The sequence below is a fragment of the Dietzia aerolata genome (assembly GCF_014144865.1).
Classification (GTDB): domain Bacteria; phylum Actinomycetota; class Actinomycetes; order Mycobacteriales; family Mycobacteriaceae; genus Dietzia; species Dietzia aerolata.
This window is the reverse complement of the sequence record NZ_JAALDM010000083.1, coordinates 1-22,236: the sequence shown is the minus strand read 5'-3', so window position 1 is coordinate 22,236 and position 22,236 is coordinate 1. Positions and strand designations below refer to the sequence as shown.

Here is a 22,236-nt window from a genome sequence, read left to right as displayed (position 1 = left end):
CCGGCGGGCGCTGCTGCGTGGGCTTGGGCAGCGCGGGGGAGTCGGTCATCTTCAGCCGCTTGCCCTCGAAGGTGACGGTCTCGCCGGCGGGTGTGGTCCAGAACTGCTCGAGCGCGCCGAGGGTGTCTTCGAGCAGGTCAAAGCGCTCGCCGAGCGGCGGGAAGGGGATGCCGTAGGCGGTGTGCTCGTCCTGGTACCAGCCGGCGCCGAGTCCGATGTCGAGGCGGCCTCCGGACATCTGGTCGACCTGGGCCATGGAGATGGCCAGCGGGCCGGGGTGGCGGAAGGTGACCGAGGTCAGCAGGGTGCCGAGCCGGATGGTCGAGGTCTCGCGGGCCAGGCCGGCCAGCGTCAACCACGCATCGGTCGGGCCGGGCATCCCGGTGACGCCGCCCATCTTCAGGTAGTGATCCGACCGGAAGAAGGCCTCGTAGCCGAGGTCCTCGGCGGCGCGGGCCACGGCGAGCTGGTCGTCATACGTGCCGCCCTGCTGGGGCTCGACGAATACGCGGAGGGAGACGGACGGGGATGCGGAGGAGGAGCTGCCTGTTGACATGGCTCCCAGGATGCCCGCAGTCGGGTCGTGGGCGCCAACCTTGCGGGGGTGGTCGGCGGCGGCGTGGCAGATGGTCGTCATCACTGCGGCCGGAGCGGTGTGTTGGCGCAGTGGTGGCGACCATGTCCGCAGCAATCGCGACCATCCGCTGGAGGTACGGCGGTGGCCGGGTGTGGGAGTGGTGCGGGGGCAAGGCCAGGGCCCGGTGCTGGGTGTGGGCGTGGCGCCGCTGTCCCGGGATCTGGGCCGTGCCCGGTGCTGGGGGCTAGTTGGTGTCGGCGACCAGCGGCTCGATGGTGAGGTGGTCCATTTCCTTGGAGATGTACTGCAGGCGCCACTTGTCGCCGAACAGGGCCAGGAGTTCGCCGTCGGTGCGGGTGAAGACCTCGACTCCGCGCTGGCGGCCCAGCTCATCGGCGGACTCGGCGTCCGTGCGGCGGGCGATCGAGTAAGGCAGGTTGTCGACGATCACCTCGACGTTGAACTCCGCCTTCATGCGCGCGGTGACCACCTCGAACTGCATGGGACCGACCGCCGCCATGACGGGGTTGGCGTCGCCGCGAGCGTCGTTGCGCAGGATCTGCACCACGCCCTCGGCGGCGAGCTGGTCGATCGCCTTGCGGAACTGCTTGTACTTGCCCAGCGACTGCGCGCGCACCACCGCGAAGAACTCGGGGGCGAACTGCGGGATCGGCGGGAACTTGACCTTCTTGCCGGTGAACAGGGTGTCTCCGGGCGCGAGGCCGGTGGCGTTGACCAGGCCCACCACGTCGCCCGGGTAGGCGGTCTCGACGGTGGAGCGGTCGCGGCCGAACACGGTCAACGCGTACTTGGTGGTGAACGGCTTGCCGGTCTGCGCGTGGGTGGTGACCATGCCGCGCTCGAACTCGCCCGAGACCACGCGCATGAACGCCAGGCGGTCGCGGTGTGCGGCGTCCATGCCGGCCTGCACCTTGAACACCACCGCCGAGAACGGGTCGGTCGTCTGGCGGGGGTCGCCGGACTCGGTGGGCCACTCGCGCGGGGGCGGCGCCAACTCGACGAGGGCGTCGAGGATCTGGTGCACGCCGAAGTTGAGCATCGCCGAGGCGAAGATCACCGGGCTGGTCTCGCCGGCCAGGTACAGCTCCTGGTCGTGGTCCTGGCCCATCGCCGACAGGAGCTCGGACTCCTCGACGGCGGTTTCCCACACATCGCCCTCGCGCTCGAGAGCGGCGGCCGGGTCGTAGATCTCCTCCGGGGCGATGGTCGAGCCGCCGGCGGTGCGGGTGAAGTGGACGTACTCCTCGGGTGAGCCGTCCTCGCCGCGACGCAGCAGTCCGCGGTAGTCGCCCGCGATGCCGACCGGCATGAACAGGGGAGTGGGCACGAGCCCGATCTGCTCGGTGATCTCGTCCAACAATTCCAGCGGTGCCTGGCCGGGGCGGTCCCACTTGTTGATCACCGTGATGATCGGCAGGCCGTTGTGCTTACACACCTGGAACAGCTTCAGGGTCTGCGGCTCGAGACCCTTCGCGGCATCGATGAGCATCACGGCCGCGTCGACGGCGGTGAGAACGCGGTAGGTGTCCTCGGAGAAGTCGGCGTGGCCGGGGGTGTCGACGAGGTTGATGACAAACGGCTCGTCGTTGGGATCGTGCCCCTCGGGTGCGTACGTGAACTGCAGAGCGGTCGAGCTGACGGAGATGCCGCGGGCCTTCTCCATCTCCATCCAGTCCGAGACGGTGGAGCGGCGACCGGACTTGCCGTGCACCGCGCCGGCCTCGTTGATCACGCGGGCGTGCAGGGCGAGGGCCTCGGTCAGGGTCGACTTACCGGCATCGGGATGGGCGATCACGGCGAAGGTCCGTCGGCGCGAGACCTCGTTCGAGACGTCCCCGGCGGTCTCCGCATCCGATCCGTTGTTCGGTGCGGCGGTCCCGGAGTCCTCTACGGTCTCGGTCACACGATCTCCTCCCGGCAGACGACGGCCCTCGTCGTCGTCGTATCAGGGTACGTCCGTGCCGGGTGCCGCGCCCAATCCGGGCAGGTGGGGAGGGGTGGCGGCGTAGCGTGTCGACCATAACCACGAGCGTTCACGTGAACGGCGTCGACCTGGCTGTCGAGGGGTTCGGCGAGGAGGCCGACCCGCTGGTGCTGGTTCCTACGGTGACCTCATCGGCCGCGTGGTCCTGGAGGTCGATCCCGAAACCGGCGATGTCACCGGCCACACGCAGGAGAACGTCGAGGTCCCGGGCGAGGCCACGGACGCCGATTTGAACAACCCGGTCGTCTCCGAGGTCAAGAAGATCGTCGATGAGACCCTCGCCGAGGCCGAGGTCGTCGGCTCCCAGTCCATCGGCACGGTGACCGCGGACATCACCACCGCGCACTCCGGCGGCGAGCGTGACGACCGACTGTCCGAGTCGACCCTCGGCAACCTGGTCGGCCAGTTCCTCGTCGAGGCGGTGGAGGAGCGCGGCGGCGCCGACATCGGCTTCATGAACCCGGGCGGCCTGCGCGACGAGCTGCGCAACGACCCGGCCGGCGAGAACGGCAACATCACCCTCGCCGAGACTAACGGCGTCCTGCCCTTCGCCAACACGCTGGTCACGCTCGACCTCTCCGACCTGGACCTGACCTCGCTGGGCGCGCCCACCACGGGGGCCGTCGACGTCACCCTCGGCGGCGCCGACCTCGGTACCTTCACCGCGGTGTCCGGCGTGGACAACACCACGTTCGGTCCGGCCGGTCACCACACCCCGCTGGACGGGCACGTGGTGATCGACGTGACGATCCCCGCCGGCACCCCGGCCGGTGAGACCGCGCTGATCGTCACCACCGACACGGGCACCGTCATCCCGGTCCCGGTCACGGTGGCCTGATAACCCGAGGGCAAATCACCGCCTGACGCGCCGCACCCCCAACGTTGCGGACGGTGGGGGCGCGGTGGTGTCAGTCGCGCAGCGCGTCGAGGTAGCGGCGCGTGATGCGGTCCTGTTCGGCGCGCGCGATCGGTGCGCCCAACCACGCGAGGACCGTGGCGTGCGACGACTCGGCCGAGATGGTCAGGCGGACAGCGTCGGTCACAGGGTCGCGGCTCACCACGAAGGTCTCCCAGCCGCGCTCCGGGTGTCCGGGCAGGGCCCGGTAGGTGAAGCCGCGGGCGACGCCGTCGTCGTCGTAAAAAACGTCGGTGACCTCGCACGGCGCGGACAGTCCCAGCCACGCCGCGGGGCCCGACCGGGGGCGGAGGGTCACGGCCCGGCCCGGGGTGGCGGGGCCGGTCACGACGACGACGAGGCCAGCCCCACGATGGACGTCCCAGTTCATCAGTGCCCGACTCGCGCGGTCGTACAGGTCGGCGCCGAATCCCAGGTCGGCGGACCGCGTGAATCGCCGTGTCCTGCTCACGTGTGCCGCCACCCGGCGGGCCGACCGGTGTGCGCGGGGGACCCCACCGCGCGAACGTTCACCGCACGGGCCGGCGTCACGCGGAGTGGACCTGGTTCTGCGCGATTTCCAGGCCGTGCTGCAGGAGCAGTTCGACGGCGTCGGCGGCGTCCTGGACGAGGAATGGCACGTCCGGCTGCTCGAGCTTGGAGAAGCGCTTGAGCACGAAGTCGGCGACCGTCATCCGGCCGGGCGGGCGGCCCACACCGGCGCGGACGCGCAGGTAGTCGCGGGTGCCCAGTGACTGCGAGAGTGAGCGCAGGCCGTTGTGGCCGCCCTCGCCGCCGCCGCGTTTGAGGCGGACCTGGCCGAAGTCGATGTCGATCTCGTCGTGGATCGCGATGATGTCGGTCGGCGTGACCGAGAAGTACTTGGCGACCGCCGCGGTGGGGCCGCCGGAGAGGTTCATGTAGCTGCGCGGGCGCGCCAGCACGACCGGCTTGCCGGCCAGGCGCGTCTGGGCGATCTCGCAGTTGGTCTTCTTGTGCGTGCTGAAGCTCGCCGGCATGGGCAGGGCGCGGGAGGCGAGTTCCTGCAGGACGTCCCAGCCGATGTTGTGGCGGGTGCCTTCGTAGTCGGGGCCGGGATTGGCCAGGCCGATGATGAGTGCGGGGCCGGCGGGGTCAGCGGTAGTCACGGCGCCCATGATCCCAGATGCGTGCCCAGAACTCCGATGCGGACGCGCGCCCGGGCCCGGCCCCGGCCCCCGGACGCGGACCCCGGTTGGTGTGCAGACAGGGCGCGTACCTCCCGGGTGGCGCCGGCGGTCAGGTCCGCAGCTCAGCGCGGGCGGTGTCCAGGACTGCGGCGGTCAGGGCGTCGAGGTCCGGCGACTGCAGTTTCCAGTGCTGCCAGAACAGGGGGACGTCCAGCGGGCGGTCGGGGAAGACGTCCACGATCTCCCCGGACACGAGCCACGGCGTGGCCAGTTGCTCGGGGATCAGGCCCCAGCCCAGGCCGGCGACGATCGCGCGCGCGTGGTCGTGGGTGCTCGGGATGTAGTGCCGCGGCCCGGTCGGTTGGCGGCGGGTCAGGCGGCGGTAGTAGTGGTTCTGGTGGGCGTCGCTGCGGTCGAAGTCGACGATCGGGGCGCGGCCCAGGGCGGCGGTGGGGGAGGTGTCGTCTCCACGCAGGTGCCGCGCCACGAATCCCGGGCTTGCGCAGGGAACGTATCGCATCGAGCCCAACGGGAGGGCGCGGCAGCCCTGTACCGGCCGGGACTCGCTGGTGACTGCCGCCATCACCTCACCCCGGCGCAGCAGTTCGATGGAGAGGGACTCGTCCTCGCGGCGCAGGTCGAACACCCGGTGGCCCGCCGAATGGACCTCCGTCATGGCGTCGAGGAACCAGGTGGCCAATGAATCCGAGTTGCAGGCGACGGCGAGTGTCACGTGCTCCTGTGCGGCGCCGGTCCCGTCGCGATCGGCGCCGAGTTCCCCGGCGAGCGACTCCTCCAGGTGCAGCATCTGCCGTGCCGTGCGCAGCACCACCTCGCCGGACTCGGTGGCCACGATCGGGCGCTCGCGTCGCACCAGAATCCGGCCTGCGGCCTCCTCCATCGCCCGGATCCGCTGGGACACCGCGGACTGGGTGATGTGCAGGTGCGCGGCGGCGGCCTCGAACGACCCTAGGTCCACCACGGCGGCGAGGGTGCGGAGCTGATCCAGATGAAGTGCGCTCATAAGTTCAACTGATGCTACGTGAATAACAGTAGTGGCACTACTGTTGTTGGCGGTCCTAGCGTGGCTCTACGTGAGCACTACTTCCACACTTCTCATGGGCGCCGGCATGGGGCTTGGCCTCATCGTCGCCGTCGGCGCACAGAACGCCTACGTCCTCCAACAATCCATCCGTGGCGATGTGCGCATGGCGCCGATCGTCGCGTTCTGCGTCGCCTCCGAAGCCGCCCTCATCCTGCTCGGCGTGATCGGGGTGGGTGCCCTGGTGGAGAGCGCGCCCGGGGCGATCTCGGTGATGACCTGGATCGGCGTCGTCTTCCTTCTGGCCTACGGCGGGTTCGCGGCCTACCGGGCGGTCCGTCCCGGCCAGGGACTGGAGGCCGGCGGTGATGCGCGCATCCCGTCCACGATGGGCGCGGTGGCCGCGTGCGCTGCGTTCACCTGGCTCAATCCACACGCCTACCTCGACTCGGTGGTGTTCCTGGGCACGCTCGCCAACCAGCAGGGCGGCGATCTGCGGTGGGTGTTCGCGGCCGGTGCCTTCCTTGCCGGGATCGTCTGGTTCTCGCTGATCGGCTTCGGCGGTAAGGCACTGCGTGGCCTGTTCTCGCGTCCGGGGGCGTGGCGGGTGCTCGATGCCGCGATCGCGGTGATGATGCTCGTGCTCGCGGTGGGCCTCATTCGCGGCTGAGCCGGGCCGGACGAGGTGTGCCACAGGCGCGCAGAGGTGCACGCAAATGCGGGCGGGCCCGGCACGACGTGAATGTCGTGCCGGGCCCGAGTCCGGTGAGGCAGCCGGTCAGGCTGCGGGCGCGTGTGTCACGCGCGGGAGGCTCACTCCTCCTCGGCAGCCTTGGCGGCGTCCTCGGCGGCTTCGCCCTCGGGGGCCTCTTCCTCGTCGGACTCGAGGTCGGTCTCGGTCGGCGCCTCGATGACGTTGACGAGCAGGAGCTCCGGGTCGGAGATCAGCTCGGCACCGGCGGGCAGCTTGACGTCGGCGGCGGTGATCTGGGTGCCGGCCTCGGCGTCCTCGATGGAAACCTCGAACTCTTCGGGGATGTGGGTGGCCTCGACCTCGATCTCGATGTAGTCGGCGTCGACGGTGACCAGGGTGCCCGGAGCGGCGTCGCCGGTGACGGCGACGTAGATCTCCACGACGACCTTCTCGCCCTTCTTCACGACGAGCAGGTCGGTGTGCTCGATGACGCGGGTCAGCGGGTGCACGTCGATCTGCTTGGGCAGAGCGAGCTGCTCCTCGCCCTCGATGTCGAGGGTCAGCAGGGCGTTGGTGCCGGAGTGACGCAGGATGGCCGCGAACTCGAGCGAGCCGAGCAGCAGGTGGCGGGGCTCGGTCTTGTGGCCGTACAGCACGGCCGGGACCTTGAAGTCGCGGCGGGCGCGGCGGGCGGAGCCCTTACCGAACTCGGTACGGACGGTGGCGGTGAGCTTGTTCTGATCAGACACGCTGAGAACCTCTGGTTGAGTATTTCCGGCCCCGGCGCGATGCGAGTCCCCACGGAAATACTCCCGCTTGAGGTGATCGCGTCGATAACGGAGTGGCCGGGTGGCCCTCCCTCGCCGAGATGACCTGGTAAGCCTACCGCCGGTCGGCTCCGACGCCCAAATCCGGCGTGGGGCTCGGTGTGAGCGCCGGGTGTGGGGGCCCGGTGTGGGGTCAGTCGCGTGTGCGGGCGGCGTTGCGGACGAAGTCCCGGCACAGGGTGGGCGACTTGTCGCCGTTCGCATCGTCGACGCCACTGTTGACGTCCACGCCGAACGGGCCGACCTTCTCGGCGGCGGCGCCCACGTTCCCGGGGTTCAGACCGCCGGCGAGGATCACCGGCGTCCCGATCTCCGCGACCGCCTCGACGATGCGCCGACTGATCGACCAATCGTGGGTCTTGCCGGTGCCACCGAGGCGATCCTTTGACCGCGAATCCAGCAGGAGTCCGTCGCAGTGAGCTGCGGACTCGAGCGCGTCGGCGATGGCCTCTTCTCCGGAGACGTGGACCGCCCGCAGGACCTTCCGGCTACCGGCGGCGGCGTGGACCGCCTTGAGAGTGTCGAGGGTGACGATCCCGTGCACCTGGATCGTGTTGACCCCGGTCTGGTCCGCCAGGTCGAGAATGCTCTCCGGGGTGTCCCGGTGGGTCACCAGGACGGTCGAGACGAACGGGGGAGCAGCGGCGGTCAGCTGCCGGGCCACCTCGGGGGTCACCTCGTCCTCACTGCGGTGATTGATACCGCAGATCAGGCCGATGGCGTCCGCCCCGGCATCGAGAGCGATCCGCAGATCGCTCTCATTACGGATCCCGCAGATCTTGGCTCTCATGGCGTCAGAGAATCTCCTCGACGGCGGCGGTCGGGCGGGCCATGCGGGTGCCCTTGTCGGTCACGACAAACGGCCGCTCGATGAGCCGGGGATGGGCGACCATCGCGGCCAGCAGCTCGTCATCGGAGGCCTCGAGGAGGCCGAGCTCGGTGAACTCGGCCTCCTTGACCCGCACCGCCTGGCGGACCGTCAATCCGGAATCGGAGATGAGCGTGCGCAGCTCCTCCACCGTGGGCGGGGTGTCGAGGTACTTGATGATCGTGGGCTCCACGCCCCGCTCGCGCAGCAGTTCCAGCGCCTGCCGGGACTTCGAGCAGCGGGGGTTGTGGTAGATCGTGGCGTCCATCGCGGCGCTACCTAGGCCGACCCGTTGAACAGGCTGGTCACCGAGCCGTTCTCGAAGACCTCGTGGATCGTCCGGGCCAGCAGCGGCGCGATGGACAGCACGGTGAGGTTGTCGAACCGCTTCTCCGGCGGGATCGGCAGCGTGTCGGTGGTGATGACCTCCTTCGCGCCACAGTTGGCGAGGCGCTCGGCGGCCGGGTCGGAGAAGATGCCGTGGGTGGTGGCGATGATGACATCGCCCGCACCGGCGTCCTTGAGCACCCGGACGGCGCCGGCGATGGTGCCGCCGGTGTCGATCATGTCGTCCATGAGGACGCAGGTGCGGCCCTCGACGTCACCGACGACGCGGTTGGACTTGACCTGGTTGGGCACGTTGGGATCGCGGGTCTTGTGGACGAAGGCCAGCGGGGCACCGTCCAGGGCGTCGGCCCACTTCTCGCCCACCTTGACGCGGCCGGCGTCGGGGGAGACGACCACGATGTTGTCCGTGCCGTAGTGCTCGCGCACGTAGTCCGACAGCTGGCCCTGGGCGTGCATGTGGTCGACCGGGCCGTCGAAGAAGCCCTGGATCTGATCGGTGTGCAGGTCGACCGTGATGATCCGGTCGGCGCCCGCGGTCTTGAGCAGGTCCGCGATGAGGCGGGCCGAGATGGGCTCGCGGCCACGGTGCTTCTTGTCCTGGCGGGCGTACGGGTAGAACGGCAGCACGGCCGTGATGCGCTTGGCGCTGCCGCGCTTGAGCGCGTCGATCATGATGAGCTGCTCCATGATCCACTTGTTCAGCGGAGCCGGGGCACTCTGCATCACGAAGGCGTCGCAGCCTCGGACGGATTCCTCGAACCTGACGAAGATCTCGCCGTTCGCGAAGTCGCGGGCGGTCTGAGGGGTGACCTCGACACCCAGCTCGGCGGCAACCTGCTCTGCGAGCTCAGGATGCGCGCGCCCCGCGAAAAGCATCAGATTCTTCTGGTTGTCGATCCACTCGCTCACTGCGTGCGCCCGTCCTTCTGGGGGTTGTTCCGGGTACGAAGGGCGGCCGCGGCCGAGCCGGAATCCGGCCGGTTCTGGATCACCCAGTCGTCGATGTTCCTCTGTCGTCCGCCGGACACCGCGAGAGCTCCCGGCGGGACGTCGTCCTTGATCACGGTACCGGCGCCAGAGTAGGCGCCGTCGCCGACTGTCACCGGTGCCACGAACATCGTGTCGGAGCCCGTACGACAATGATCGCCGATCACTGTACGGCTCTTGTTCACTCCGTCGTAATTGACGAAGACACTCGATGCCCCGATATTGGTGTGCTCGCCGATCGTGGCGTCACCGACATAGGTCAGATGAGGGACCTTCGTGTGCGCCCCGACGGTGGACTTCTTGACTTCGACGAAGGTGCCGATCTTGCTGGACTGGCCCAGATCGGCCTCCGGCCGGAGGTAGGCGAACGGTCCGACCTCGGCACCGGCCCCGATGGTCGCGCCCTTGGCATGCGTGCGGATGACCGTCGCGCCAGCCCCGACCGTGGTGTCCTGCAGCGTGGTGTCCGGGCCGATGGTCGCGCCGTCAGCGATCTCCGTCTTCCCCGTCAGGTGGGTGCCCGGCAGGATCGTGACATCCCGACCGATCGTGACGTCCACATCGACCCACGTGCTCGACGGATCGACGATCGTGGCGCCGGCCCGCATCGCGGAATCGCACAACCGCCGGTTCATCTCCGCCGACAACGCGGCCAGCTGCACACGGTCGTTGACACCGGCCACCTGGTCGGCGTCCTCGAGACGATGCCCGCGGATGAGCCCGTTCGAGCGGCGGGCCAACTGGATGACATCGGTCAGGTACAACTCGCCCTGCGAGTTATCGGTGCTGAGCTCACCGAGCTTGTCACGCAGGACCTGGCCATCGAACGCGTAGATGCCCGAGTTGACCTCGGTGATGGCCTTTTCGTCGTCGTTGGCGTCCTTGTGCTCGACGATGCGCAACACCTCGCCGTCGTCGTTCCTGACGATTCGGCCGTACCCCGTGGGGTCGGGCGCCGTCGAGGTCAACACGGTGACCGCCGCGCGCGGCCGCATGTCGTGGCGCGTGACGACCTCGCGCAGCGTGGCCGCGTCGAGAAGCGGGATGTCGGACGTGGTGACCAGCACCGTCCCCGAAAATCCCTCCGGCAGGCCCGCCATGCCGGCGGCGACCGCATCGCCCGTCCCGTTCTGCTGCTCCTGGACCGCCGTGGACACCGGCACCCCCAGATCGGCGGCGAGCTCGTGCACCGCGGCCGACACCAACTCGCGCTGGTGACCCACCACCACGACGATCGAATCCGGCTCGATCCCGGCCGCCGCGTGCAAGGCGTGACCGAGCATCGTCCGCCCGCACACACGGTGCAGCATCTTGGGGGTATCGCTCTTCATCCGGGTGCCCGACCCGGCGGCCAGGATGATGACCGCGGTTTCCGAGCGATCGGTGGGGGGTGTCGTCATCAGTTCTCCTCGGGCATGGCGGTGCCCAGTGGTCGGTGATGGATAGCGCTCAAGTCAGCCTGCAACAGTCATGCGTGTGCCGCACCATTGCACCACGTTCGGGCGGCAGGCAGTCAGGATAGACCGTGGGTCCGACGCGATGGTCCACCCCGAGGGGTAGCGTCCTTGGTCGTGTCAGTGTTCAGACGGCAACTCGCGGACACGAGGCCACTCCGCGAACCGCATTTCCGCAGGCTGTGGATCGCCAACATCGTGACCGTGATCGGCGCGCAGCTGTCGATCGTCGCCGTCCCGCAGCAGGTGTTCGAGATCACCCGCAGCTCCGCCTACGTCGGCCTGACCGGCGTGTTCGCTCTGGTGCCGCTCATCGTGTTCGGGCTCTGGGGTGGGGCACTGGCCGACGCGCTGGATCGTCGCAAACTGCTGATGCTGACCACGACCGGCCTGATCGTCACTGCCGTGTTGTTTTGGCTCCAGGCCGCCGCCGGGAACCAGAACGTGTGGCTGGTCATGATCCTGCTCGCCGTGCAGCAGGCGTTCTTCGCGATCAACCAGCCCACCCGGCAGGCGATTCTGCCCAAGCTGGTGCCGTCCGATCAGCTGGCCTCCGCCGCCGCGCTCAATATGACGGTGATGCAGTTCGGCGCGATCGTCGGGCCGGTGTCCGCCGGCATCCTCATCCCGGTGCTGGGACTCGAGACTCTGTACCTGCTGGACTCGATCGCGCTGCTCGCGACCCTGTACGCCGTGTTCCGACTCCCGCCGCAGCCCGTCACCGGCACGCGACCGTCGATGGGCCTGCGGTCGGTGATCGAGGGGTTCACCTACCTCGCCACCCGCCGCATCCTGCTTGCCTCGTTCCTCGTGGACATCATTGCGATGGTCTTTGGCATGCCGCGCGCACTGTTCCCGCAGATCGCCACCGAATCGTTCGGCGATCCGATCAGCGGTGGCACCGCGCTGGGCATGTTGTTCGCCGCCATGAGTGTCGGCGCCGTGCTGGGCGGGGTGTTCTCCGGCTGGATTCCGCGAGTTCGGCGCCAGGGCCTGGCGGTGCTGGTGTGTGTGGCGTTGTGGGGCCTGGCGATGGTCGCGTTCGGCATCTTCGTGGCCGCCGCCTCGCCCGGCGGGTCGGCGTTGTGGCTGTGGCTGGCGCTGGCCGCGCTGGCGTTCGGCGGTGCCGTCGACATGATCTCGGCGGCCTTCCGCCAGGCGATCCTGCTGGACTCGGCGACCGATGAGATGCGCGGCCGACTGCAGGGTGTGTTCATCGTGGTGGTTGCCGGCGGGCCCCGGATCGGCGATGTCGCCCACGGTGTGGCCGCCGCCTCTGTGGGCACGGCGGTTGCCGCGTCCGGCGGTGGCGTGCTGGTGGTGATCGGCGTGGTGATCTGTGCCGTCGCCTTCCCCGCGTTCCTGCGCTACACCGTTCGCAGTGCGGTGGAGCGGGGGAGCAAGGGGTGAGCCGACCGCTCGCCGCGGTGGCTGCTCGTCACACTGCCGGGTATATGTCTCCGCGGAGCAGGCGCGCCAGATGTGCCGCATTGGCCGCCGAAGTGGCGTTGGTCGAGGCCACTGCCTTCGGCGTCTCGTCGAGATCCTGGTAGTCGACCGGGTTCATGGCCTCGTTGTTCCAATAGGTGCAGCCCTGCGCGGGGATGGTGAATCCGATGTCATTGAGTCCCTGGAACATGTCGGCGACGATCTTGTGCGCGCCGTCCTCGTTTCCCACAACCGCCACCACGGCAACCTTTCCGAACATGGCCGGCCTGCCCTCGTCGTCGGTGGCGGACAATTGCGCGTCCAGCCGCTCGAGTACTCGCTGCGCGATGCTGGACGGGTTACCCAGCCAGGTGGGTGTGGCCAGCACCAGGATGTCGGCCGCGCGGATCTTGTCGAGGATCGCGGGCCAGTCGTCGCCGGGGCCCATGTCGTCGTCAACGCCGGGGAGCACCGCGTGGTCGGCGACGCGCACACTGTCTCCGGCGACCCGGTGACCGGCGAGTTCGGCGAGAATCTGCCGGGCGATGAGTTCGCTGCTGGATGCTGCGGGCGACGCCTTGAGCGAGCAGACAAGAGCAAGTGCCTTCAGATCGGTGCCCATGCGGCGCACGGTAGGAGCTCGATCACCGAGTCACAACCGGTCGCAGTGTGTGCAGTGGCGATAACTGTCGCATGCATAACTGCCCTGGAGGTCAGTTGCGGCTGGCGATGTCCGCCACGTTTCTCGGTCCGTCAGCTCGCACCACGACATCGAGGCCAACCAGTTCCTCGCCGACTGAGAGCTCGCACAACTCCTCGGACAGGTACGCCAGGAACCGCGAGCCATCCCCGCGCAAGGAGCCGATCATGATTCCGCGGTCCGGGCCCTCGGATCCGTGGTGCACCGTGTACGAATCGATGCGTGCGCGACCGTCCGCGTGACGAACGACCGGTAGTCGGGTGTGTGTAGTCGACGCTGGGCCACGAGCGGCGTCCTTGTCGGTACCGCGCCAGGCTTTCGGGGCAGGGGAGTAGATCCCGACCGAGTACTTGTCGAGGATTCCGCCGTTGGCCCCGACCAATCCGAAGCCATCGCCAGCTGAACGAAGGGCCGCGACCGTCTCGGCGATCGCGTGGGTCGAATAGTTGTTGCCCGGTCCGCCGAAGAAGGGCAGGCCACCGGTGACGGTGAAACGGCGCGGGTCGTCGGCGTGGAGCCCGAGTCCGTCGAGGACAGCGAACACCGGCGCGGCGAAGCAGCTGTACAGGTCGAAGGTCGTCACCTCGTCCACGCCGACGTCGGCCGACTCGAGCGCCACCGACACCGCGTCAACGGCGGCGTTGCCGAGGTCGAGCCGGGGGCGTTCTAGCAGCGGGATATCGGTGACGTCGGCGTGTCCGTGTAGGAATATCCACTTCTCCCGCGGAACCCCGGCAGCCCGCGCCGCGTCGGTCGACATGATCAGGACAGCCGCGCCGAGGTTGACCTTCTCCCTTGCGATCGTGCGACGCGGGTAGGGGTCCCAGATCAGGCGGTTGTCGACCGTGATCGACGCCAGCTCGTCGGCAGTGCCCCCTCGCTGCACGGCGGCGAGCGGATTGGTTGCGGCCACCTCGGTAAACGGGGAGAAGAGCTCGCCGATCTCGCGACGATAGGCAGCCGGGTCTATGCCGAGCGCAGCGCGCCTGGCAGTGTCGATGAGCGCGTAGGCGGCCGGAGCGGTGAACAGTTCGTGGGCGAGCAGGTTGTCATCGAGGTAGTAGTCCCACCCGGCGCCGCGGTCATCGATCTGGCCGCCGGTGTGATCGGTGAAGTCCGGGCGGTCGTCGCGACCGAGGAAATGCGCTTGCGTCGACAGGGCCTCGCCGCCGGTGATCAGCACGGCATCGAACTCGCCGCGGGCGATCCGGGTGCTGGACTCGGTGACCAGGTGCTGCGGACTCTGGCCGCCCACCATTTCCAGCACGGCGTGGGGCGGGTCTATTCCGATCTTTCTGGCGATGGCACGCGGATAGTTGGCGGCGCCACCGAGTGGCGGCTGCATCGGCCCGGACATCTCGAACGGGCGGATGCCTGCGAGCACGTCGATCGCGGCCGCCACTTCGCTCCCCGAGCCGGCTGCGTCCTGGATCGCCGCACGGCCCGCCGCAGCCGCCAGCTCGACGGATGACCAGCACCGGTAGTCGGGGGAGTCCAAGGGGTCGGACACCTGCCCCACACCGACGATCACCGGCGTGCTTCCGGGGCTTGCGTTCATGGGCCACCTCTCGTCGCGCGTCTGCTCTGTTACCCGCGTGTCCGACCGATCATCCCCGAGCACTGCCCGGCCGGTGAATTGTTCCTCGGAGTTTTCCTCACCCCGGGTGCTGTGTGATCGGCGGAGATCGACGTGGCCATCGCGTCAGGAATCTCGCTTCCGCCACCGCTTGCGCAAGGGTCGGGAGATGCTGAGGATCATGAGGACGGGTCTGCGGGCCGACGGCAATGCGGGATCGCCGGCCCCACGGCCGCTGAAGGCTTACGGGAATACTTAAGGAGCACTACTTATGGCCGGACGGAACGAGCCCGGTGGCGACCGCTGGGAGCAGGACTTTCGACCCGACGAGGAAATGAAGGAGTCGCCTCGGCGGAGTCGGCAGCCATTGCTTGCGATCCTCGCGATTCTGGGGATCATCCTGCTCGTGCTGGCGGTGGCAATCAACGGCGGGATCTGACGGCCCACACGATGAGCCGTCACTGATGACCAAACGGAGTGGGTGCGCTTGTCACGCCGTTATCGCTGGTCGAGGGTGGTGTGTCGTAGTCCGCTGATATAAGTGCCTTCACATTCTAAGGAAGGCTCTACCATGACCAATCCCGGTCCTTGGACGCCCGACCAGCGTCAGTCCGCGTACCCCGACCCCCAGCAGGGCGGACAGCCCTTCGGTGGCGGTCCGAACCCCGGCCAGCCCCACCCAGGCCAGCCCCACCCCGGCCAGCCGTACGGCGGTCAGTCCTACGCTGGCCAGCCGTTCGGCGACCAACCCTTCGGTGGCGACCCCGGGGGCCAGCCGCCGAAGAAGAAGGGCGGCTGGCTCAAGTGGCTGTTGATCATCGTCGCTGTGCTGTTTCTGCTCGGCATGTGTTCCGCTCTTGTCGGTGGTGACGACGACGAGGCCACTACCAGTTCACCGTCCACCACCAGTGTGCCGGCTGCTCCGGATTCGCCATCAGCTGATCCGGAATCGGCATCCAGGCTCACGCGCCGTGCCGACCCCGCGCGTGCACCGGCCCCCGAGGCCGAGGCGGAACCGGCGCCCGAGCCTGCACCCGGACCCGCCCCGGAACCGGAGCCGGAGGCTGACGAGGTGCCGCGTGAGTTTCAGAACGCGGTGCGGTCGGCGGAAATGTACCTTATGACCATGGCGTTCTCCCGCCAGGGATTGATCAATCAACTCGAATTCGAGCAGTACAGTCCTGAGGCAGCGCAGTACGCAGTCGATGCCGTCGAGGCCGACTGGAATGAGCAAGCCGTTAAATCGGGAGAGCTCTACCTCGAGATGATGGGGTTCTCCCGCCAGGGTCTGATCGACCAGTTGACGTTCGACGGATACACCCCGGACCAGGCGCAGTATGCGGCTGACCAACTCTTCTGATCGAGAGCAGGGTTCTGCCCGAGCTGTGCGTTCCGTCCGTCCCCGGGCCGATAGTAGCTGGCGATAGACTAGCAATTGTCGCCATTGGGAGACTTAACTGATGGCTATGCGTAAGGAGATCCTCGAGACGATCAAGAATTACGCAGAAGTGAACGGGCTGGAGCTCACCTTGATCGAGGGTGGTAACTACGCCAAGGTCACCCTCGGCGACCGCCGGACTGTCATTGGCCGTCATGCCGAGATCAACGAGCTGACCACCAGGGCCATTTACGAGCAACTGGGGATGAACTGATGAAAGTCACTGCAAACGCCACCCGCTCCGAGGGTTGGTGGGCTGTCGAGGTCCCCGAAATTGACGGCCTCTTCACGCAGGTTCGTCGGCTCGACCAGATTGTGGACATGGTGCGCGACGCCGCAGAACTCCTCGAAGGAATCGACCCGGACGCGCTTGACGTTGAGATTTTCGCCAACGTGCCTCACCGCGACATGGCCGATCGGGCCCGTGAGCTCACCGAGCACGCGCGGCGCACTCAGGAATAGGCGAGCAGAGCGATGCGGTGCGCAGCGCAGTCGCTGTCTGGAGACGGATTGACGGTTCGTGACATCGGCAATGTGCTGGGCGTCAGCTTCCAACGCGCACAAAAACTTCTCTCCGCCTGATCCGGTCGAGGGAGACGCTGAAACCCGGATTTTTCGGCTCAAGATAGTCCATCGGCACTGGTCCGGGTGGCTACAGGGCTGGCTACGGTGGTGCTGAAATCGGCATAATCGACCCCTGTGTTGTCATGGGTGCTGCCGCAGACCACATGCCATTTTCGTTGGTCGCTCCCCCGCCAGGACTCGAACCTGGAATGCCTGAACCAAAATCAGGAGTGTTGCCGATTACACCACGGGGGAACGGCCCGCGCGCGAGCCGTCACTAGTCTGGCACATCAGTGACCGGCGGCCGATTTGAACCTGCGCGCTGGCGAGGTGTTGTCGTCGTCGTCCCCAAGAACAGGGCCCACACGACGCCGCGCCGGGCCACCAACGGTGACCCGGCGCGGGTGTGTTTTCAGTTGTGAGACTCAGCCGGTCGGGCCACTCGATCGGGCCAGTCGATCGGGCAGGCCGAGCCAGCCGCCGGGGGTTACTTCCCGGCCGCGTCGGAGGCGACAGACGTGGCCGCCGCGGTCTTGCCGGCCAGGTGGCCGAACACCAGGCCGAGCGAGATGGTGCCGCCGGCGCCGGCGTAGAAGCCCTGGGTGGGGGCGCCACCGGCGTTGCCCGCCGAGTACAGACCCGGCACGACCTGGCCGGCCTTGGTGATCACGCGACCGCTGGCGTCGGTGACCGGGCCGCCGACGGTGCCCAGCGCCGAGGCGTGGACCTTCACCGCGTAGTACGGGGCCTTGTTCAGCGGGCCGAGCGTGGACGAGCGCGGCGACTTGAGCACCGGCCGCATGAACTTCGACAGCGGGCCGACGAGCGCCTTCCGGACCGCCTCGGAGTCGTTGCGCTTGGCAACGCGCTTCGCGGCGAAGTTCACGACCGGGCCGATGGCCTGCGCCAGGCCGAGCTGCGCCTTCATCGTGGCGGCCGGGAACAGCGAGCCGGTGGACAGCTTGCCGAGGAACGGCTTGTAGTCGCCGAAGTAGCGGTCGAACAGCGCCTCACCGCGGCCGAACCACGGGTCGCGGCCCTGGGCGGCCTCCGGGTTGAACTCGTCGACCGTCCGGAGCAGGCCGACCTCGTCCACGCCGAGCTGCCGGGCGAGCTCGGCCAGCGTGGGTGCCTGGTGGATGTACTCGGGCACCTCGCCACCGGGGAGCGCACCGAACAGGCCGTACTTCTCCCAGAAATTCTGGTCAAAGACGAAGTAGGCGGGGTCGTTGGTGCCGCCGGCCTCGTTGTCCGCACGCATGGCGCCACCGAACTGGTCGTAGGAGGCGGCCTCGTTGGCGAAGCGCTTGCCGGCGGAGTTCACGACGATCGAATGCGGCAGTGACCTCTCGCCCAGCAGGAGCCGCGCGAACGGGACACCGTCGAGGGTCTCGCCGGGGATCTGCACGCCCGGCATCCACCAGGCGGCGTCCATGGTGGTGAGCTCGGCGTCGATCTCCTTGGCCAGCTGCACCGCGATGCCCTTGTGGCCCTTGGGGGAGACGTGGGTGCCCAGCGGGCCGTCGAGGTACTCGGTGGCCAGTTCGTCGGAGGTCTCGAAGCCGCCGGAGGCGATGATCACACCGTTGGTGGCGCGGATCGTGTGCTCGGTGCCGTCGATCGAGACGATGAGGCCGGTCACAGCGCCGTCCTCGATGAGGAGCCGCTCGGCGGGGGTCTCGGTACGGACCTCGACGCCGGCCTCCAGGCCTGCCTCGAGCAACGCGCCGACGAGGGCGGGGCCCGCCATCCAGGAGGCGTCGGTCTTGAGTCCGGCCAGCGCCCAGAACGGCATCGGGTTCTTGGCCATGCCCGAGGTCAGCGCGGGGCGCACGTACTGGGCGGCCTCGCCCAGGCCCTCGGCATTGTAGGGCCCCGGGAACAGGGCGCGGCCCACGGAGGCGCCGGGGATGTCCGAGTGGTAGTCGGGCCAGATCACCGGGATCCAGCCGAACTTGGTGTTGCCCTCGATGTATCGCGCGACCTCAGGGCCCTTCTGCAGGAAGGTCTCGATCACCTCGTGGTCCAGCGTCTGGTCGCGGCCGTTGCCGTAGATGTAGGTACGGGCCTCGTCGAGGGAGTCCTCGATGCCGAGTTCCTTGGTGGAGTATCCGTGGGCCGGGAACCAGCCGGCGCCGGCCGAGACGCCGGTGGCGCCGCCGACGATCTCAAGAGATTCGACGACGACGACGCCGGATCCGTTCTTGGCGGCCGTAAGGGCGGCGGTTAATCCGGCACCTCCCGAACCGATGACGACGATGTCCGCCTTCTCCGGTGCGCCGAGTTCTGCGCCGGTGCCGATCGTTCCCTTGTGTCCGGGCTGACGAGCAACCATGATGCCCCTCCTGAAATCGAACCTGACTGTTTGCTGATGTATCAACTACTTTAGGCCGAATCTGTCCGAAAATGTGGGAAGCCGCCCTTTCGGGGGTGGGGGCAGAGGTGCGCGGCGGGGGTTCTGTAGCGCTACGGCGGGGCCCCGGCGCGAGACGACTCGGCAGTGCCCGGCGGGCCCGACTAGGGTTTTCCACCGAGGGAGGCCGAATCACATGACAGATCAGTCGGACGCTTCACCGGCACGAGGCGAGTCACCTGCGAGCGGGTCCGCGCCTGCGCCGCGCACCAGGATGCCGGCCGCCGAGCGGCGCCAGCAGTTGATCGAGGTGGGCCGTCGGATCTTTGCCGAATACGGCTACGACGCGGCCACCGTCGAGGAGATCGCCGCCGTCGCCGGCGTCTCGAAGCCCGTCGTCTACGAGCATTTCGGCGGGAAGGAAGGGCTGTATGCGGTCGTGTGTGACCGCGAGCTCGCCTATCTCGGCGCCGAGATCACGGAGTCGCTGGAGGGGGAGGGCTCGCGCCGCCGGATCGAGAGCGCCGCGATGGCCCTGCTGCGCTACGTGGAGGAACGCACGGACGGCTTCCGCATCCTCGTGCGCGAGTCGTCACCGGCGGGCGGCGGTTCGTACTCGACCCTGCTCAACGACGCCACCTCGAGCGTGACCTACATCCTCGAGGAGGAGTTCTCGGCCCGCGGGTTCGACCCCGCCACGACGATCGTCTACGCCCAGGCGCTGGTCGGCATGGTCTCCGGCACGGCCCAGTGGTGGCTCGACGTGCGGACCCCGCCCAAGGAGGACGTGGCCGCGCACATCGTCAACCTCTGCTTCAACGGGCTGTCGCACCTGGATCCCACCCCGTGCCTCGAGGACACCGTCATGCAGAAGTACTCGGAGGGCAGCCACCCGGAGGGTGGGTCGGCCGGCCGCGACATGCGACCCGGCCCCGGCCAGCCCTGAATATGGCGGCCCCGGTCGACCGCAATGAGAGCGGCCCCGGCCGGCCCTGAGTAGGGCGGGTCCGGGGCCGGTGCGCGGAATCGGCGCGCCTCAGGCCACCAGCGCCTGCTCCGGAAGTGCCCGCGAATCGCGACGCAGTCGCAGCGACACCGTGCCCAGGATCAGGCCCACGACCACGCCGAACCATCCGGCGAACGGCAGCACCGCATCCACGGCCGACGGCCCCACGACGAGCAGGGCCAGACCGATCACGGCCACGGCGATGCCCACCGCGATCATGCTCCCGGCCGCGGGGATCTGCGGACGCAGTTCCCTGGCGCCGTAGGCCAGCAGCGCGCCGGACGCGATCAGCCACACCGCGAACAGCGCCACGAGAACGGCCACGGGGATCCCCGACCAGAACAGAACGACCAGGCCCAACGCGATGAAGGCGGCGCCGGTGCCGATCAGGACGCCGCGGGCGCGGCCGGTGTCGTCGTCGTCGATCCCGATTCCGGCGGTGACGGTCATCGCGCCGTCACCGATCGCGAAGGCGGCGACCAGGAACGTCGCGAGCATCATGCTCGTGCTCGGCGCGATCAGCGCGGTCACGCCCAGGGCGAGGGCGAGGGCGCCGCGGATCAGTTGGATCCACCAGTTGCGGGTGAGGGTCTCAAACATTGGACATCTCCTAGGTCCCGGGGGCGCGTTCCGCGAACCCCATTATTGGAATGGTCACTACGGTAAGCTTGGCGTAGTGACCGTGGCAAGGTAAATGAGGCGAGAGACACTCCGGGAGGGGCCATGGAGCAGCCGTCCAGGAGCGAGGAGGGTGCCGTGGGTAACGAGAAAAACCAAGACGGGACGACGACGACAACGTCGGCCCGGCGCACGCGCGCGAACGGCAGGCAGTCGCGTCGGAAGATCATCGAGGCCGCGGCGGCGGTGGCCGGCGAACGCGGATACGAGGGCACCTCGATCGCCAAGGTGAGCAAGGCCAGCGGCCTGCCGGCCAGCTCGATCTACTGGCATTTCAAAGACAAGGACGCGCTGCTGGCCGCGGTCGTGGAAGAGGGCGTCGAACTGTGGTTGGCCAAGGTCACGCGGGCGTCGGGGGAGTCGATGCCGGACCGGGTGGTCTCGCTGTGCCGGGGCGTGGCGGCGACGCTGTCGGAGTCGCCCGACTTCATCCGGCTGGGTCTGATGCTCGCGCTGGAGAAGCGGCCGGTGGAGACGGCGGCCCGCGAGCTCTACCTGCGGCTTCGGGTCGAGGCGACCGATTCCCTCGCGGCGCAACTGCTGGACATGCGGCCCGGCCTGTCACCCGAAATGGCGGAGGAGCTTGCGGTCTACGCGTTCGCCGGCGGCGACGGGATCTTCCTCGCGGCGCAGTTCGGCGAAGTGGACGTGGACGCCCTGTTCGCGATGCACGCCAGGGCGATGATCCACCTCATCGACGGCGCGGCCGGGTAGCCGCCGCGTTCCCGGGCAGCCGTCCAGCCGAGCCGATCAGAGGTTGGCGAAGAAGTCCGCCCAGTAGAAGTCCCAGAACGCCCACAGGATGATCCCCGCGATAGCCAGGTACCAGACCACGACCGGCACCAGGTGCCACCGCTGCAGCGCCCGCACCCAGCCGGCGGGGGTGAGCTTGCCCAGCACGTGCAGCAGCGTGTACCAGAACATCGGCACGGTGGTGGCCCACACGACCATGCACCACGGGCACAGCACCTGGATGACGAAGATCGACTGGAACGCCAGCCAGTGCACGAACCCGACCGCGAACGTCAGACCGAGCAGCGCGCCGACCCAGTACCAGCGCGGGAACGCCACGCGCGAGGCCGCGGCGACGCCGACCGTCACCAGAATCGTGAATCCGATCAGCCCGAGGTACGGGTTGGGGAAGCCGAACACCGCGCCCTGCTCGGAGTTGATGACGCTCTTGCAGCTCATCAGGATGGAGAAGTTGCAGGCCGGGGTGTAGTCCGGGTTCTCCAGCAGCCGGATCTTGTCGAGGCTGAGCTCGAACGACGCGACCAGCGCCACGGCCGAGAGGACGGTCAGCAGGACGCCGATCCACCGGTCGGTGAAGACCCGCGCGCCGATGTCGGGGGAGCCGGAGCGCTCGTCGTCGTCAAACACGGCGTCGTCTCCGGCGTGGTCGACGGTCCCGGCGTCTGCAGTTTCGCGCATGCGCACAGGTTACCGCCGCGCCGCCGCCTCTAGACTGAGAGATCCCGAGCGCGGGGTATCCCGAGCACCATTCCCGAGCATCGATTCTCACCCGGAGGCCGAACACGCGTGTCCACCACTGCCACCGACCAGAGCACCGCCGCCGGTGCGCCCGATGCCCGGTCGAACGGAGCCGCGGCCGAAGCGTCTGAGGGGC

The 22,236-nt window shown here is 68.4% G+C and carries 24 protein-coding genes and 1 tRNA gene; 9 read left to right on the top strand and 16 right to left on the bottom strand.

All coding sequences use genetic code 11. The features are described from left to right. Positions 1–556 (bottom strand): LLM class flavin-dependent oxidoreductase (locus G6016_RS06115; RefSeq protein WP_182631794.1); only part of this gene is annotated, 556 nt, incomplete at its 3' end. Positions 557–821: 265 nt separating this feature from the next. Continuing rightward, positions 822–2,501, bottom strand: coding sequence for a peptide chain release factor 3 (locus G6016_RS06110; RefSeq protein WP_182631793.1), 1,680 nt, complete (start codon positions 2,499–2,501; stop codon positions 822–824). A 220-nt stretch (positions 2,502–2,721) separates the two neighbouring features. On the opposite strand from G6016_RS06110, the gene G6016_RS06105 reads away from it, so the two are divergent. Then, positions 2,722–3,420 (top strand): 5'-nucleotidase C-terminal domain-containing protein, encoded by a 699-nt coding sequence (locus G6016_RS06105; protein WP_182631792.1) that lies wholly within the window; start codon positions 2,722–2,724, stop codon positions 3,418–3,420. A 70-nt stretch (positions 3,421–3,490) separates the two neighbouring features. Here the strand turns inward: G6016_RS06105 and G6016_RS06100 are convergent, their stop codons facing one another. From G6016_RS06100 to G6016_RS06090, 3 genes are all read right to left on the bottom strand, one after another. Next, the gene (locus G6016_RS06100) at positions 3,491–3,949 is read right to left on the bottom strand and encodes a DUF1990 family protein (RefSeq protein WP_182631791.1); all 459 of its coding nucleotides are present in this window, start codon (positions 3,947–3,949) and stop codon (positions 3,491–3,493) included. A 76-nt stretch (positions 3,950–4,025) separates the two neighbouring features. Next, the gene (gene pth, locus G6016_RS06095) at positions 4,026–4,634 is read right to left on the bottom strand and encodes an aminoacyl-tRNA hydrolase (RefSeq protein ID WP_182631790.1); all 609 of its coding nucleotides are present in this window, start codon (positions 4,632–4,634) and stop codon (positions 4,026–4,028) included. Between the two features lie 121 nt (positions 4,635–4,755). Beyond that, positions 4,756–5,670, bottom strand: a complete 915-nt coding sequence (locus G6016_RS06090; protein WP_182631789.1) for a LysR family transcriptional regulator ArgP — start codon at positions 5,668–5,670, stop codon at positions 4,756–4,758. A gap of 70 nt (positions 5,671–5,740) precedes the next feature. Here G6016_RS06090 and G6016_RS06085 point away from each other — a divergent pair, with 70 nt between their 5' ends. Next, positions 5,741–6,358 carry a LysE family transporter gene (locus tag G6016_RS06085; RefSeq protein ID WP_182631788.1) on the top strand — a complete coding sequence of 206 codons (618 nt, stop codon included), beginning with the start codon at positions 5,741–5,743 and terminating at the stop codon, positions 6,356–6,358. Between the two features lie 143 nt (positions 6,359–6,501). On the opposite strand, the gene G6016_RS06080 is transcribed toward G6016_RS06085, so the two are convergent. The 5 genes from G6016_RS06080 to glmU all read right to left on the bottom strand — a co-directional run bounded on the left by G6016_RS06080 (position 6,502) and on the right by glmU (position 10,812). Continuing rightward, positions 6,502–7,131 (bottom strand): 50S ribosomal protein L25/general stress protein Ctc, encoded by a 630-nt coding sequence (locus tag G6016_RS06080; protein ID WP_182631787.1) that lies wholly within the window; start codon positions 7,129–7,131, stop codon positions 6,502–6,504. A gap of 211 nt (positions 7,132–7,342) precedes the next feature. Further along, positions 7,343–7,999, bottom strand: coding sequence for a phosphoribosylanthranilate isomerase (locus tag G6016_RS06075; RefSeq protein WP_182631786.1), 657 nt, complete (start codon positions 7,997–7,999; stop codon positions 7,343–7,345). A 4-nt stretch (positions 8,000–8,003) separates the two neighbouring features. Then, positions 8,004–8,345, bottom strand: a complete 342-nt coding sequence (gene arsC, locus G6016_RS06070) for an arsenate reductase (glutaredoxin) (protein ID WP_182631785.1) — start codon at positions 8,343–8,345, stop codon at positions 8,004–8,006. Between the two features lie 11 nt (positions 8,346–8,356). Then, the gene (locus tag G6016_RS06065; protein ID WP_182631784.1) at positions 8,357–9,334 is read right to left on the bottom strand and encodes a ribose-phosphate diphosphokinase; all 978 of its coding nucleotides are present in this window, start codon (positions 9,332–9,334) and stop codon (positions 8,357–8,359) included. Further along, positions 9,331–10,812 carry a bifunctional UDP-N-acetylglucosamine diphosphorylase/glucosamine-1-phosphate N-acetyltransferase GlmU gene (glmU, locus tag G6016_RS06060; RefSeq protein ID WP_182631783.1) on the bottom strand — a complete coding sequence of 494 codons (1,482 nt, stop codon included), beginning with the start codon at positions 10,810–10,812 and terminating at the stop codon, positions 9,331–9,333. The genes G6016_RS06065 and glmU overlap by 4 nt, the downstream gene beginning before the upstream one ends. A 171-nt stretch (positions 10,813–10,983) precedes the next feature. Between glmU and G6016_RS06055 the strand changes: the two genes are divergently transcribed. Further along, complete coding sequence (locus G6016_RS06055) at positions 10,984–12,276, top strand: MFS transporter (protein WP_182631782.1); 1,293 nt, start codon at positions 10,984–10,986, stop codon at positions 12,274–12,276. Between the two features lie 28 nt (positions 12,277–12,304). On the opposite strand, the gene G6016_RS06050 is transcribed toward G6016_RS06055, so the two are convergent. Both G6016_RS06050 and G6016_RS06045 read right to left on the bottom strand, forming a co-directional pair. Next, the gene (locus G6016_RS06050) at positions 12,305–12,916 is read right to left on the bottom strand and encodes a flavodoxin family protein (RefSeq protein ID WP_182631781.1); all 612 of its coding nucleotides are present in this window, start codon (positions 12,914–12,916) and stop codon (positions 12,305–12,307) included. 91 nt (positions 12,917–13,007) lie between these two features. After that, positions 13,008–14,552 (bottom strand): TLP1 C-terminal extension domain-containing protein, encoded by a 1,545-nt coding sequence (locus G6016_RS06045; RefSeq protein WP_182631780.1) that lies wholly within the window; start codon positions 14,550–14,552, stop codon positions 13,008–13,010. A 289-nt stretch (positions 14,553–14,841) separates the two neighbouring features. Between G6016_RS06045 and G6016_RS06040 the strand changes: the two genes are divergently transcribed. The 4 genes from G6016_RS06040 to G6016_RS06025 all read left to right on the top strand — a co-directional run bounded on the left by G6016_RS06040 (position 14,842) and on the right by G6016_RS06025 (position 16,470). Further along, positions 14,842–15,009 (top strand): hypothetical protein, encoded by a 168-nt coding sequence (locus G6016_RS06040; RefSeq protein WP_182631779.1) that lies wholly within the window; start codon positions 14,842–14,844, stop codon positions 15,007–15,009. A gap of 132 nt (positions 15,010–15,141) precedes the next feature. Next, the gene (locus tag G6016_RS06035) at positions 15,142–15,930 is read left to right on the top strand and encodes an Ltp family lipoprotein (protein WP_182631778.1); all 789 of its coding nucleotides are present in this window, start codon (positions 15,142–15,144) and stop codon (positions 15,928–15,930) included. A 100-nt stretch (positions 15,931–16,030) separates the two neighbouring features. Beyond that, positions 16,031–16,222, top strand: a complete 192-nt coding sequence (locus G6016_RS06030; protein WP_206682288.1) for a toxin HicA — start codon at positions 16,031–16,033, stop codon at positions 16,220–16,222. Next, on the top strand, positions 16,222–16,470 hold the full coding sequence (locus G6016_RS06025; protein ID WP_241729825.1) for a type II toxin-antitoxin system HicB family antitoxin: 249 nt from the start codon (positions 16,222–16,224) through the stop codon (positions 16,468–16,470). The genes G6016_RS06030 and G6016_RS06025 overlap by 1 nt, the downstream gene beginning before the upstream one ends. Positions 16,471–16,755: 285 nt before the next feature. On the opposite strand, the gene G6016_RS06020 is transcribed toward G6016_RS06025, so the two are convergent. Together G6016_RS06020 and G6016_RS06015 are read right to left on the bottom strand one after the other, a co-directional pair. Further along, positions 16,756–16,827: transfer RNA gene (locus G6016_RS06020), tRNA-Gln, on the bottom strand. A 232-nt stretch (positions 16,828–17,059) separates the two neighbouring features. Next, the gene (locus G6016_RS06015; RefSeq protein ID WP_182631777.1) at positions 17,060–18,907 is read right to left on the bottom strand and encodes an FAD-dependent oxidoreductase; all 1,848 of its coding nucleotides are present in this window, start codon (positions 18,905–18,907) and stop codon (positions 17,060–17,062) included. Between the two features lie 292 nt (positions 18,908–19,199). Here G6016_RS06015 and G6016_RS06010 point away from each other — a divergent pair, with 292 nt between their 5' ends. Beyond that, entirely contained in the window at positions 19,200–19,871 is a 672-nt protein-coding gene (locus tag G6016_RS06010) for a TetR/AcrR family transcriptional regulator (protein WP_182631795.1), read from the top strand. Between the two features lie 90 nt (positions 19,872–19,961). Here G6016_RS06010 and G6016_RS06005 read toward each other — a convergent pair whose 3' ends face one another. Further along, positions 19,962–20,531: an HdeD family acid-resistance protein gene (locus tag G6016_RS06005; protein WP_182631776.1), complete on the bottom strand. Its 570-nt coding sequence runs from the start codon at positions 20,529–20,531 to the stop codon at positions 19,962–19,964. Positions 20,532–20,687: 156 nt separating this feature from the next. Between G6016_RS06005 and G6016_RS06000 the strand changes: the two genes are divergently transcribed. Next, complete coding sequence (locus G6016_RS06000; protein ID WP_338403537.1) at positions 20,688–21,323, top strand: TetR family transcriptional regulator; 636 nt, start codon at positions 20,688–20,690, stop codon at positions 21,321–21,323. Positions 21,324–21,359: 36 nt separating this feature from the next. On the opposite strand, the gene G6016_RS05995 is transcribed toward G6016_RS06000, so the two are convergent. Continuing rightward, positions 21,360–22,040 (bottom strand): vitamin K epoxide reductase family protein, encoded by a 681-nt coding sequence (locus G6016_RS05995; RefSeq protein ID WP_182631774.1) that lies wholly within the window; start codon positions 22,038–22,040, stop codon positions 21,360–21,362. Between the last annotated feature and the right edge of the window lie 196 nt (positions 22,041–22,236).

What these genes read in the sequence shown, in the direction of transcription:
- pth (WP_182631790.1), bottom strand. Translation starts at nt 4,634, where the DNA reads ATGGGCGCCGTGACTACCGCTGACCCCGCCGGCCCCGCACTCATCATC.
- G6016_RS06090 (WP_182631789.1), bottom strand. Translation starts at nt 5,670, where the DNA reads ATGAGCGCACTTCATCTGGATCAGCTCCGCACCCTCGCCGCCGTGGTG.
- G6016_RS06075 (WP_182631786.1), bottom strand. Translation starts at nt 7,999, where the DNA reads ATGAGAGCCAAGATCTGCGGGATCCGTAATGAGAGCGATCTGCGGATC.
- arsC (WP_182631785.1), bottom strand. Translation starts at nt 8,345, where the DNA reads ATGGACGCCACGATCTACCACAACCCCCGCTGCTCGAAGTCCCGGCAG.
- glmU (WP_182631783.1), bottom strand. Translation starts at nt 10,812, where the DNA reads ATGACGACACCCCCCACCGATCGCTCGGAAACCGCGGTCATCATCCTG.
- G6016_RS06050 (WP_182631781.1), bottom strand. Translation starts at nt 12,916, where the DNA reads ATGGGCACCGATCTGAAGGCACTTGCTCTTGTCTGCTCGCTCAAGGCG.
- G6016_RS06045 (WP_182631780.1), bottom strand. Translation starts at nt 14,552, where the DNA reads ATGAACGCAAGCCCCGGAAGCACGCCGGTGATCGTCGGTGTGGGGCAG.
- G6016_RS06040 (WP_182631779.1), top strand. Translation starts at nt 14,842, where the DNA reads ATGGCCGGACGGAACGAGCCCGGTGGCGACCGCTGGGAGCAGGACTTT.
- G6016_RS06035 (WP_182631778.1), top strand. Translation starts at nt 15,142, where the DNA reads ATGACCAATCCCGGTCCTTGGACGCCCGACCAGCGTCAGTCCGCGTAC.
- G6016_RS06030 (WP_206682288.1), top strand. Translation starts at nt 16,031, where the DNA reads ATGGCTATGCGTAAGGAGATCCTCGAGACGATCAAGAATTACGCAGAA.
- G6016_RS06025 (WP_241729825.1), top strand. Translation starts at nt 16,222, where the DNA reads ATGAAAGTCACTGCAAACGCCACCCGCTCCGAGGGTTGGTGGGCTGTC.
- G6016_RS06015 (WP_182631777.1), bottom strand. Translation starts at nt 18,907, where the DNA reads ATGGTTGCTCGTCAGCCCGGACACAAGGGAACGATCGGCACCGGCGCA.
- G6016_RS06010 (WP_182631795.1), top strand. Translation starts at nt 19,200, where the DNA reads ATGCCGGCCGCCGAGCGGCGCCAGCAGTTGATCGAGGTGGGCCGTCGG.
- G6016_RS06005 (WP_182631776.1), bottom strand. Translation starts at nt 20,531, where the DNA reads ATGTTTGAGACCCTCACCCGCAACTGGTGGATCCAACTGATCCGCGGC.
- G6016_RS05995 (WP_182631774.1), bottom strand. Translation starts at nt 22,040, where the DNA reads ATGCGCGAAACTGCAGACGCCGGGACCGTCGACCACGCCGGAGACGAC.